Genomic DNA, 11,413 nt, shown 5'->3' with positions numbered 1-11,413 from the left:
TTTGGACTGTTCGGCATGATCGGCCTCGTGATCGTCACGCACGGCCGGCTCGCGCAAGAGTTCGTGTTCGCGATGGAGCACGTCGTCGGGCCGCAGGTCGCCGTCGAGGCCATCTGCATCGGCCCCGACGACGACATGGAACGCCGCCGCCAGGACATCCTGGTCGCCTGCGAGCGGGTCGAGAGCGGCGCGGGCGTCGTCCTGCTCACCGACATGTTCGGCGGCACGCCGTCGAACCTCGCCATTTCGGTGATGGAGCAGACCAAGGCCGAGGTGATCGCCGGGCTGAACCTGCCCATGCTCATCAAGCTGGCCAGCGTGCGCAGCCGCTTCAGCCTGGAAGACGCGGTTGCGGCGGCGCAGGAAGCCGGGCGAAAGTACATCTCCGTGGCCTCCTACGTCCTGGCCGGAGAGAAGTGAGCTGACCGTCGCGCGCAATACCGTCGAGATCGTCAACAAGCGCGGCCTGCACGCCCGCGCCTCGGCGAAGTTCGTGAAGCTGGCCGGGACCTTCGACGCCGAGGTCCAGGTCACCAACAACGGCCAGACCGTCGACGCCCGGTCGATCATGGGCCTGATGATGCTGGCCGCCTCGCCCGGCTGCCGCATCGACATCGAGGCTCGCGGCGAGGACGCCTTCGCCGCCATCGCCGCCCTCACCGCCCTGGTCCGGGGCCGGTTCGAAGAAGACGAGTAGACATTCCTCCCCAGAAGGGGAGCAATTTCGCGTCACGTCTTCAGCCGCCAGCCCGTCCGGAAGATCACCGTCACCGCCGCCAGGCACAGCGCCAGGAAGCCCAGGGTGGCCGCCAGACTGACCCCCACCCCCACGTCCGACGTGCCGTAGAAGCTCCAGCGGAAGCCGCTGACCAGGTAGACCACCGGGTTGAAGAGGGCGATCGTCTTCCAGACGCCCGGCAGCATGTCGATCGAGTAGAAGCTGCCGCCCAGGAAGGCCAGCGGCGTCACCACCAGCGTCGGCATGATCGACAGCTTCTCCCACCCGTCGGCCCAGATGCCGGTCAGGAAGCCGAACAGGGCGAAGGTCACCGACGTCAGCGCCAGGAAGGCCAGCATGACGAAGGGGTGGTTGATCTCGAACGGCACGAAGAGGCGGGCGGTGGCCAGGATGATCAGGCCCAGGATCATCGACTTGGTGGCGGCCGCGCCCACATAGCCCGTCACCACCTCGGCCGCCGAGACCGGCGCCGACAGCACCTCGTAGATCGTGCCCGAGAACTTCGGCATGTAGATCCCGAACGAGCCGTTCGAGATACTCTCGGTCAGGATCGACAGCATGAGCAGGCCCGGCACGATGAAGGCGCCGTAGCTGACCCCGTCGATCTGCGGCATCCGGCTGCCGATCGCCGCGCCGAAGACGATGAAATAGAGCGAGGTGGTGATGACGGGCGCGGCCACGCTCTGGACGATGGTGCGCAGCCAGCGGTGCATCTCGAAGAGATAGATGGCCCGGACGGCGTGCAGGTTCATGCGCGGCCTCCCCGCACCAGGCTGACGAAGATGTCCTCCAGGCTCGACTCGTGGGTCCGCAGGTCCTTGAAGTCGATCCCGCGCTCGGCCAGCCGTTTCATCAGCTCGGCGATCCCCGTGCTCTCCGCCTGCACGTCGAAGGCGTAGGTGAGTTCGGTCCCCTCCGCCCCCAGCTCCAGCGGGAACCCCGGGATGTCGGGCGCGGCGGCCAGCGGCGCCTGGAGCTGGATCGTGAGCTGCTTCTTGCCCAGCTTGCGCATGAGCACCGCCTTCTCCTCCACCAGGATCAGCTCGCCGTGCGAGATGACGCCGATGCGGTCGGCCATCTCCTCGGCCTCCTCGATGTAGTGGGTGGTCAGGATGATGGTGACGCCCTGCTCGCGCAGTCCGCGGACCATCTCCCACATGTCGCGGCGCAGCTCGACGTCGACGCCCGCGGTCGGCTCGTCGAGGAACAGGATGTCGGGTTCGTGGGACAGCGCCTTGGCGATCATCACCCGCCGCTTCATGCCGCCCGAGAGCGCCATGATCTTCTCGCCCCGCTTGTCCCAGAGGCTCAGCGATTTCAGCACCCGCTCCAGGTGCGCGTCGTCGGGCGCCCTGCCGAACAGGCCCCGGCTGAACTTCATGGTGGCCCATACGGTCTCGAAGGCGTCGGTGGAGATCTCCTGCGGCACCAGCCCGATCTTGCCCCGGGCGGCGCGGAAGTCCTTCTGGATGTCGTGCCCGTCGGCCGTGACCGTGCCGCCGCTCATCCGGACCAGGCCGCAGACGATGCCGATCAGCGTCGTCTTGCCCGCCCCGTTGGGGCCGAGCAGGGCGAAGATCTCGCCCCTGCGGATGTCGAGGTCCACGCCCTTCAGGGCCTGGAATCCGCCGGCGTAGGTCTTCGTCAGGCCCTGGATGGAAATGATCGGCTGCACGCGTTCTCCTCGGCTATCCGAGATAGGGTTCTGAGGACGGCGGAGCTAGCCTCCCCCCGACAACCGTCGGTCTAATGGCGCACGGTGTCAGGACATGTCAGCAGCTTGCGCCGCGGGGTGCAAAAATTGGAGCCGTGCCAATGTTTCTGGGAGTCCTGTGATGGAGGTGCGTGTGGAGATCGTCTCGGTAAGCGCGGCGACGGGCGCGGACTACTCGGCCCTGGACACGCGTGAGAAGGCGTGGCGCGCCGTCGAACGCGGGGATCTTGTCGCAATCCTGATGTTGCCCGCGATGTTCGGTGGCACGGAGCGCGATGAGAACATCATCTTCGTGCCGGAGGCGGTCGCCGAGCGCAAGGATCGGATAGACGATGAGATCGTCGTGCCGATGGTGCGGTCAGGCAAAACCATCGAGTACTCGGTCACCCCTCGGAATGACCGGCAAAGCATGGTGCCCATCGCCCTCGACATCAGCATCTCGCCCGCGCTCAACGTCGATCCCTCCTTCTATCGTATCGAGATCTGGGCGGGATCGGGCGAGTAGGCTCGTCCTACGCCGTTCCCATCGGCCGCATCTTCAGGTCGGCCAGCAGGGCGTCGTCGGCGTTGCGGCCGGGGTTGTCGGTGGTCAGCAGGCGGGCGCCGACGAAGATCGAGTTGGCGCCGGCCAGGAAGCAGAGGCTCTGCAGCTCCTTCGACATGTGCTCGCGCCCGGCGGCGATGCGCACCATCGACTTGGGGCAGACCAGCCGCGCCACCGCGATCATGCGCACGAACTCCAGCGGATCGACCGCCTCGGAATTCCCCAGCGGCGTGCCCGGAATGGGCATCAGGTCGTTGATCGGCAGGCTCTCGGGATGCGAGGGCAGGATGGCGAGCTGGTGCAGCAGGCCGGCGCGGTCGCGCCGGGTCTCGCCCATCCCCACGATGCCGCCGCAGCAGGTGCTCATGCCCGCGTCGCGCACGGCGGCCAGGGTGTCGAGGCGGTCCTGGTAGGTCCGGGTGGTGACGACCTGGTCGTAATAGTCCGGGCCGGTGTCCAGGTTGTGGTTGTAGTAGTCGAGGCCGGCCGTCTTCAGCGCCTTGGCCTGGTCGGGGGTCAGCATCCCCAGCGTGGCGCAGGTCTCCAGGCCGAGGGCCTTCACCCCCGAGATCATGGCCGCGACCTTGGGCAGGTCCCGGTCCTTCACGTCGCGCCAGGCGGCGCCCATGCAGAACCGCTGCGCGCCGCCGGCCTTGGCCTCGGCGGCCTGGGCGATCACGGCGTCGGCGTCCATCAGCTTCGAGGCCTTGGTGGCCGTCTTGAAGTGCTGGGACTGGCTGCAGTAGCCGCAGTTCTCGGGACAGCCCCCCGTCTTGATCGACAGCAGTTGGGACAGTTGCAGTTCGGCCGGGTCGAACCAGCGGCGGTGGACCTCCGCGGCCCGGAACACCAGCTCGGTGAACGGCAGCTCGAACAGCGCCTCGATCTCCTCCAGTGTCCAGTCGTGACGCGGCTCGGCGGGGTCGGCGATACGGCCCGAAGCACTCTGCCCAAAGGGACGCAGGGGCGCATTCATGGGTCTTTACTCCACGGAAGGAACGGCTCGGATAGACCGGTCACGCTGCGGCGGGCAACGAAAGTCGTATAAAGATTTCTTTATGTGAAAGTTGATCCCTCGCGGGCGCGCGGCTATAGGGGCCGTCAACGCTGACACTCCGATCAGGATCGAAGATGACCGACTATGTCGTGAAGGACCTGTCGCTGGCCGACTGGGGCCGCAAGGAAATCGAAATCGCCGAGACCGAGATGCCGGGCCTGATGGCCACGCGCGCCGAATACGGCAAGGCCCAGCCGCTCAAGGGCGCCCGCATCGCCGGCTCCCTGCACATGACGATCCAGACCGCGGTGCTGATCGAGACGCTCCAGGCGCTGGGCGCCGAGGTGCGCTGGGCCTCCTGCAATATCTTCTCGACCCAGGACCACGCCGCCGCCGCCATCGCGGCCAAGGGCACGCCGGTCTTCGCCATCAAGGGCGAGACCCTGGTGGAGTACTGGGAATACGCCCACAGGATCTTCGAGTGGCATGACGGCGGCTACCCGAACCTGATCCTGGACGATGGCGGCGACGCCACCCTGCTCTGCGTGCTGGGGCCCAAGGCCGAGAAGGACCCCTCGATCCTCAACAACCCGCAGAACGAGGAAGAAGAAGCCCTCTATGCGGTGATGAAGCGGTACCTGAAGGAGAAGCCCGGCTTCTACACCGCCATCCGCGACGCCTGTAAGGGCGTGTCGGAAGAGACCACGACGGGCGTCCACCGCCTGTACCAGATGCACGAGCGCGGCGAGCTGCCCTTCACCGCCATCAACGTCAACGACAGCGTGACGAAGTCGAAGTTCGACAACCTGTACGGCTGCCGCGAAAGCCTCGTGGACGCCATCCGCCGCGGCACCGACGTGATGCTGGCCGGCAAGGTTGCGGTCGTCCTGGGCTACGGCGACGTGGGCAAGGGCTCGGCCGCCTCGCTGCGCAACGGCGGCGCCCGCGTCATGGTCACCGAAATCGACCCGATCTGCGCCCTGCAGGCGGCGATGGAGGGCTATGAGGTCGTCACGATGGAAGAGGCCGCCGACAAGGGCGACATCTTCTGCACGGCCACCGGCAACAAGGACGTCCTCACCGTCGACCACATGCGGCGGATGAAGAACAACGCCATCGTCTGCAACATCGGCCACTTCGACTCCGAGATTCAGATCGCCGGCCTGAAGAACTTCAAGTGGGACGAGATCAAGCCCCAGGTCCACCACGTGGAATTCCCGGACGGCAAGAAGATCATCGTCCTCAGCGAAGGCCGCCTGGTGAACCTGGGCAACGCCACGGGCCACCCCTCGTTCGTGATGAGCGCCTCCTTCACCAACCAGACCCTGGCCCAGATCGAGCTGTGGGTGAACGGCGCCAAGTACGAGAAGAAGGTCTACACCCTGCCCAAGCACCTCGACGAGAAGGTGGCCATGCTCCACCTCGAGAAGCTGGGGGCCAGGCTGACCACGCTCTCCAAGGACCAGGCCGACTACATCGGCGTGACGGTCCAGGGCCCCTTCAAGCCCGAGCACTACCGGTACTGAACCCGGCCGGGTCCCGGATCGGACGCAACCCTGCGCGCCGCGCGCGCAGGGTTAACGATCGATTACCATAGGTAGTTAATTCGACGTTATTCACCATTTCTGGTAGAATATCGCTGGTTCGCCGCAAGGGGCTGCGTTAGGGGCGATTTTCGTGCCCCTCGCCCTCATCCTCTCCTCGTTCGTCGCCGCGTCCCGCATCGGCGGGGCGGCGCAGCAATATGTGCTGGCGGCGCACCGCATCGACCCGGTCCTGGCGCCCACGGTGATGTTCGGCCGCACGCCCGCCCGGGGCGGCCGTGGCGAGGTCACCTCGCCCGACGTGTTCCGGCGGATGCTGGGCGACATCGAGGCCGACGCCCTGTTCGGCATGGTCGACCTGATCATCACCGGTCACTTCTCCGATCCCGAGCAGGTCGAGATCGCCGCCGGGGTGATCGAGCGGGTCCGCGACGCCGACCACGCCGCCGCCGCGGGCGCGCGCCCCCTGGTCATCGTCGACCCGATCCTGGGCGACGCGCCCAAGGGCCTCTACGTGACCTACGAGGTGGCCGAGCAGGTGGAGAGTCGCCTGGTCGGCCTGGCCGACTGGATCACGCCCAACCTCTGGGAGCTGGGCTTCCTGGCGGACCAGAAGATCGAGACCGTCGCCGAGGCCCGACGGGCGGCCCGTGCGCTGGGACGGCCCGCCCTGGTCACCTCGGTCCCGGCCGGCGACGACGAGATCGGCCTCCTGCTGGTGGACGGCGAGGACGCGGTGCTGTTCGCCCACCGGCGCGAAGCCAGCGCGCCCAGCGGCACGGGCGATCTGGTGACCGCCAGCTTCGGCGCCGGCCTGATCGAGGGTCTGGAGCCCGTGCGGGCCGCCGAGCGCGCCGCCCGCGCGGCGGCCGAGGCGGTGGCCGCGGCCAAGGCTTGGAGGGCGTCCGAGCTTCCGATCGTCGCCCTGGCCGATCGGATCGTGAAACCCACCGCGGAAGTGCGTATTGAGCGCCTATGAGCGCTGAGATCACGGGCTTCGCCCCGGCCCGCTTCGCCGCCGTCAAGGACGCTTTCGCCGCCAGCTTCGAAGCCGGCGCCGAGCTGGGCGCCCGCTTCACCCTGGTCGAGCGCGGCGAGGTGGTGCTGGACCTGATGGGCGGCTGGGCCGACCGCGCCCGCAGCCGGCCGTTCGCCGCCGACACGCTGACGGCCGTCTTCTCGGTGACCAAGGCCGTCGCCGCGCTGATGATCGCCCGCCTCGTGGACGCCGGACGGCTCGACTACGCCCAGCCGGTGGCCGACGTCTGGCCCGGGTTCGGCCAGGCCGGCAAGGCCGGGGTGACGGTCGAGCAGGCCATCTCGCACCAGGCGGGCCTCCCGGGCTTCCCCGAGCCGATGGACCCGGCGCTCTGGGCCGACTGGGACGCGATCTGCGCGCGGCTCGCGGCCATGCCGCCCATGTGGCCGCCCGGATCGACCAGCGGCTACCATCCCGTGACCGTGGGCTACGTCGTGGGCGAGATCTTCCGGCGCGTTGACGGCCGCACCATCGGCCGGGCGTTCCGCGAGGACATCGGCGCGCCCTACGGCCTCGACCTCTGGATCGGCCTGCCCGACGGCGTCGAGGACCGCCTCTCCGAGCTTCAGCGGCCCGGCGCGTTGCCCGAGTTCGGCGAGATCAACGACGCCACCCGCGCGGCGTTCCTGGCCCCCTGGTCGTCGGCCGCCGGCAAGGCGGGCGCCGAGTACCGGCGCCTGGAGGTTCCGTCCACCAACGGCTACGCCACCGCCGAGGCGCTGGCCCGGCTGATGGGCGCCCTCGCCGCCGACGGCTGGCTGGACGGCGGCGAGATCCTGTCGCCGGCCCTGGTCGCCGAGATGGCCCGCGAACGCATCGTCGGCCAGGACCTGGTCCTGCCGTTCGTGATGAGCTGGGGGGCGGGGGTGATGCGCAACGCCCCGAACTTCCCCTGGGGGCCGGGGGCGGAGACCTTCGGCCACTCCGGGTGGGGCGGCGCCTGCGCCTTCGCCGACCCGGAACGACGTCTGGGCGGCGCCTATGTGATGAACCGCCAGGGCGCGGCCCTGATGGGCGACGCACGGCCGAAGCGGCTGATCGAAGCCGCTTACGCGGCGCTGTAGACGGCCCTCGCCCCGCAAATCCGCGCCCACGAAAAAGGGCCCCGAAGGGCCCTTCTCCGACGCGTACGGGAAAGCCCGCGCGTCAGGCGCCGAGGCCGGCGGTCGCGAAGGCCGCGATCAGGCCCAGGCCGAGGAGGTAGCCGGGGACCAGGCGGTCGAACTGGCGTTGGATGCGAGAGAGCATGAGACGCACCTTTCGTGGGTCTTCGGGTGGGAACCCCGGGGGAGCGGGGCCGTCCGTGTGGACACCCTCTGTCTACCAGCATCTGAACACTGCACAGATCAGCGATTTCGCCTGATCGTTATGCGTTTTCGCATGTCACGCGAACGGCGCGCGCCATCGCCCGGCGGCGCCGACAGCCTCGCCCCCCGGCCGGGCTCGGATCAGGCGGCGGTCGTCTGGCGCAGCAGCCCGCGCTCGTGCAGCAGCTGGGCGATCTGGACGGCGTTGAGGGCCGCGCCCTTGCGCAGGTTGTCGGCCACCACCCACATCGACAGCCCGTGCTCGACGGTGGGGTCGTTGCGGATGCGGCTGACGTAGACCGGGAACTCGCCCTGGACTTCCTTGGGCGTCACGTAGCCGGTGGGCTCCCGCTTATCGACCACGATCAGGCCCGGCGCCTCGCGCAGGATGTCGCGCGCCTCGTCCTCGTCCAGCGGCTCGGCGAACTCGATGTTCACGGCCTCGGAGTGGCCCACCATCACCGGCACGCGGACGCAGGTGACCGTCAGCTTGATCTCGGGATCGATCATCTTGTGGGTCTCGTTCCACATCTTGGCTTCCTCGTCGGTGTAGCCGTCGGGGAGGAACGCGCCGATGAACGGGATCACGTTGAAGGCGATCTGCTTGGGGAACTTCTTGGGCTCGCTGGGGCCCAGGACGAAGATCCCCTTCGTCTGGTCCCAGAGTTCGTCCATGCCTTCCTTGCCCGCGCCCGAGACCGACTGATAGGTCGCCACCACCACGCGCTTGATCTTCGCGCGGTCGTGCAGGGGCTTCAGCGCCACCACCAGCTGGGCGGTGGAGCAGTTCGGGTTGGCGATGATGTTCTTGCGGTTCGCCCAGGTCACGTCGTCCGGGTTCACCTCGGGCACGACCAGGGGCACGTCGGGGTCCATCCGCCAGGCCGAAGAGTTGTCGATCACGATGGGCCCGGCGGCGCCGATCTTCGGCGACCATTCCTTCGAGAACGAGCCCGAGACGCTCATCAGGACCACGTCGACCTTCGAGAAGTCGAACTGCTCGACGTCCTCGCACTTCAGGATCCTGTCGCCGAACGAGACCTCGACCCCGATGGACTTGCGCGAGGCGATGGCGTGAATCTTCGCCACGGGGAAGTTCACTTCCTCGAGGATGTTCAGCATCTCGCGGCCCACGTTGCCCGTGGCGCCGACGACGGCGACCCGATAACCCATCGGTCGTCTCCTGAAACTCTGAAGGCTTGAAGTCTGAAGGAGCGTCCCGTTACGCCCTGCGGCCAGGCAAGGCAACATCGGGCGGCCTGCCCCCGGGCCCATCCGCCTGTCCCCCGAGAGCAAGCGAGAGAAGGACGATCCGTGGCCCGACTGATCCTGATCCCCAGTCCCTTCACCGGCCCGTCCGGATGGCGGGCCGTCGCCGGGCGGCTGTCGGGCGCGCTGGCCGCCGACTACGGCGGCGTCCGGGGGCCGGACTGGTACGGGGGCGTGGCCGCGCGCGTGGCGGATCAGGTCGGCGGGCGGATGGCCGGAGCCCCCTGGATCGCCGTCCTGCACAGCGGCGCAGGCGGCTTCGCTCCCGCCCTCGCCCGGCAGTCGCCCACCCTCGCCGGGCTGATCTTCGCCGACGCGATCCTGCCCCATCCCGGCGTCAGCGTGATCGACAACGCCCCGCCCGAGCTCGCCCGTCGCCTGCGGGAACGCACCGAGGCCGGCCGCCTGCGGCCCTGGACCGAGTGGTTCGACGCCGACCCGAGCGAGCGGCTCATCCCCGACCCGGCCGCGCGGGCGGCGTTCGTCGCGGACCTGCCGCGCACGCCCTTCGCCTTCCTGGAGGCGCCCGCGCCCGAGGCTTCGGAATGGGAGGTCCTGCCCAAGGCCTACCTCCAGTTCAGCCGCGCCTACGACGACACGGCGGCGCGGGCCGAGGCCCTGGGCTGGCCCGTGCGGCGCGAGCGGCTGAACCATCTGGCGATGATCACCCATCCAGACCGGGTGGCCGCACGGCTCCTGGAGCTGGCGGCGGCGCTCGCGCCGGACACGCCGTAGTCTGGCGCCCCTTGGTCTAGCGCGCCGGCTTCGCGGCGGCCTCGTCGCGCAGGCGTCGCACCATGTCGCCGGAGAGGTACCCGTCGGCGGTCAGGCCTCGGGCCTTCTGCCACTCGCGCAGCGCCCGGCGGGTGCCCATGCCGACCACCCCGTCCGGCGCGCCCGGATCGAAGCCCAGGGCCGCCAGCGCCCGCTGGGCCGTCATGCGGTCCACGAGGCTGAGCGGCGTCTCCGCCGGCCAGGGCCGCACCACCCCGGCCCCGCCGCCCAGACGGTCGGCTAGCAGGCCCACGCCCAGGGAATAGGCCAGGCTGTTGTTGTACTGGCGCAGGACGAAGTGGTTGGGCAGCAGCAGGAACAGCGGCCCCCCGGCGCCCGCCGGCGCCACCAGCTGGGCCTTGGCCGCCTGGTCCGCCGCCGACCACGGCCGCCCGTCGGCCGGCCGCACGCCCTTGTCGGCCCACCATGCGGGGGTCTCGCGCGGTCCTTCGGTCAGGCCGAAGTCGAAGCCCGCCGGAACCGTGACCTCGCGCGCCCAGCCCTGGCCGCGTGTCCAGCCCGCCTTGGCCAGGAGGTTGGCGGCCGAGGCCAGCGCGTCGGCGCGCGAGCCCCAGATGTCGCGCCGCCCGTCGCCGTCCTGGTCCACGGCCGTGGCGAGATAGGTGGAGGGGATGAACTGGGTCTGCCCCATCGCCCCGGCCCACGAGCCCTTGAGCCGCGACCGCGGATGCTCGCCCGACTGGATGATCCTGAGCGTGGCGATCATCTCGCCCTCGGCCCAGGCGCGGCGGCGGCCCTGCGCGGCCAGGGTGGCCAGCGAGCGCAGCACGTCGTTGTCGCCCTGGATCGACCCGTAGCCGCTCTCCAGCGCCCAGATGCCGATCAGGATGTCGCGCGGCACGCCGTAGCGGCTCTCGATGGCGCCGAATTCCGCCACGTCGGCGCGGCGCCGCTGGCCGATGGTCACGCGATCGGCGGTGACCACGCCCTTCAGATAATCGCCGATGGGCTTCGAGAATTCGGGCTGGCGCGAATCCAGCGCCGCGATGCGCGGATCGGGCGTCAGGCCCGCCATTTCGCGCCGGAACACGGCGGGGTCGATCCCGGCGGCCAGGGCGCGGCCCTGGAAGTCCGAGGCCCAGGCGTCGAAGATCATGTCGCCGGACGCCGTCGGGGGCGCCACCGAGGCCTGCGCCGGACGTGCGGCGTCTGCGGCGGCGGGCGTCGCCGAATGAGGAACGGCCTGGAGGGCCGAGGCCGCCGGCGCCACCGGGGTGGCGCAGCCGGCCAGGAGGAGGAATAGGGGAAGACGAGTGCGCATCCGACTGAATCTAGGGTGTGTCGGGCCTCGGCCCAATCCCCCGGGGCCATCCCAGAACCGGGCCATCCCGGAACCGGCCCATCTCAGAAGCTGCTAGGGGCTCGTGGTGGCTTTGCGGCGCCATTCCTCCTCCCCCACGGGGGGAGGGGGACCCTGCATAGCAGGGTGGAGGGGGCTTGGTCGGAAGCGCCGAGCTTGAGGTCG

General features: G+C 69.4%; 12 protein-coding genes. 7 read left to right on the top strand and 5 right to left on the bottom strand.

The annotated features are described in order from the left end of the window. Positions 1 to 15 precede the first annotated feature (15 nt). Positions 16 to 420, top strand: a complete 405-nt coding sequence (locus ABS78_RS12685; protein ID WP_293379516.1) for a PTS sugar transporter subunit IIA — start codon at positions 16 to 18, stop codon at positions 418 to 420. A gap of 1 nt (position 421) precedes the next feature. Beyond that, positions 422 to 697 carry an HPr family phosphocarrier protein gene (locus ABS78_RS12680; protein ID WP_293379736.1) on the top strand — a complete coding sequence of 92 codons (276 nt, stop codon included), beginning with the start codon at positions 422 to 424 and terminating at the stop codon, positions 695 to 697. A gap of 32 nt (positions 698 to 729) precedes the next feature. Here the strand turns inward: ABS78_RS12680 and ABS78_RS12675 are convergent, their stop codons facing one another. Together ABS78_RS12675 and ABS78_RS12670 are read right to left on the bottom strand one after the other, a co-directional pair. After that, positions 730 to 1,491, bottom strand: coding sequence for an ABC transporter permease (locus ABS78_RS12675; RefSeq protein WP_293379513.1), 762 nt, complete (start codon positions 1,489 to 1,491; stop codon positions 730 to 732). Beyond that, a complete protein-coding gene (locus ABS78_RS12670) occupies positions 1,488 to 2,414 on the bottom strand; it encodes an ABC transporter ATP-binding protein (protein ID WP_293379510.1) in 927 nt (308 codons plus the stop codon). Before ABS78_RS12670 ends, ABS78_RS12675 begins: the two co-directional genes overlap by 4 nt. Positions 2,415 to 2,574: 160 nt before the next feature. On the opposite strand from ABS78_RS12670, the gene ABS78_RS12665 reads away from it, so the two are divergent. Then, complete coding sequence (locus ABS78_RS12665; RefSeq protein ID WP_293379506.1) at positions 2,575 to 2,958, top strand: hypothetical protein; 384 nt, start codon at positions 2,575 to 2,577, stop codon at positions 2,956 to 2,958. A 7-nt stretch (positions 2,959 to 2,965) separates the two neighbouring features. On the opposite strand, the gene bioB is transcribed toward ABS78_RS12665, so the two are convergent. Beyond that, positions 2,966 to 3,973: a biotin synthase BioB gene (bioB, locus tag ABS78_RS12660; protein ID WP_293379503.1), complete on the bottom strand. Its 1,008-nt coding sequence runs from the start codon at positions 3,971 to 3,973 to the stop codon at positions 2,966 to 2,968. Between the two features lie 155 nt (positions 3,974 to 4,128). Here bioB and ahcY point away from each other — a divergent pair, with 155 nt between their 5' ends. From ahcY to ABS78_RS12645, 3 genes are all read left to right on the top strand, one after another. After that, entirely contained in the window at positions 4,129 to 5,520 is a 1,392-nt protein-coding gene (gene ahcY, locus ABS78_RS12655; protein WP_293379500.1) for an adenosylhomocysteinase, read from the top strand. Positions 5,521 to 5,671: 151 nt separating this feature from the next. Beyond that, positions 5,672 to 6,517 carry a PfkB family carbohydrate kinase gene (locus tag ABS78_RS12650; protein ID WP_293379497.1) on the top strand — a complete coding sequence of 282 codons (846 nt, stop codon included), beginning with the start codon at positions 5,672 to 5,674 and terminating at the stop codon, positions 6,515 to 6,517. Next, the gene (locus tag ABS78_RS12645; RefSeq protein WP_293379494.1) at positions 6,514 to 7,641 is read left to right on the top strand and encodes a serine hydrolase domain-containing protein; all 1,128 of its coding nucleotides are present in this window, start codon (positions 6,514 to 6,516) and stop codon (positions 7,639 to 7,641) included. Before ABS78_RS12650 ends, ABS78_RS12645 begins: the two co-directional genes overlap by 4 nt. A 384-nt stretch (positions 7,642 to 8,025) precedes the next feature. Here the strand turns inward: ABS78_RS12645 and ABS78_RS12640 are convergent, their stop codons facing one another. After that, a complete protein-coding gene (locus ABS78_RS12640) occupies positions 8,026 to 9,057 on the bottom strand; it encodes an aspartate-semialdehyde dehydrogenase (protein WP_293379490.1) in 1,032 nt (343 codons plus the stop codon). A 141-nt stretch (positions 9,058 to 9,198) separates the two neighbouring features. Between ABS78_RS12640 and ABS78_RS12635 the strand changes: the two genes are divergently transcribed. Continuing rightward, entirely contained in the window at positions 9,199 to 9,888 is a 690-nt protein-coding gene (locus ABS78_RS12635; RefSeq protein ID WP_293379487.1) for a hypothetical protein, read from the top strand. A gap of 16 nt (positions 9,889 to 9,904) precedes the next feature. Here ABS78_RS12635 and ABS78_RS12630 read toward each other — a convergent pair whose 3' ends face one another. Then, a complete protein-coding gene (locus ABS78_RS12630; protein WP_293379484.1) occupies positions 9,905 to 11,209 on the bottom strand; it encodes a lytic murein transglycosylase in 1,305 nt (434 codons plus the stop codon). Positions 11,210 to 11,413 lie beyond the last annotated feature (204 nt).

The sequence above is a fragment of the Phenylobacterium sp. SCN 70-31 genome, assembly GCF_001724605.1.
Classification (GTDB): Bacteria; Pseudomonadota; Alphaproteobacteria; order Caulobacterales; family Caulobacteraceae; genus Phenylobacterium.
Note: the sequence above shows the minus strand (reverse complement) of the source record. Positions and strands in the feature narration are given on the sequence as shown.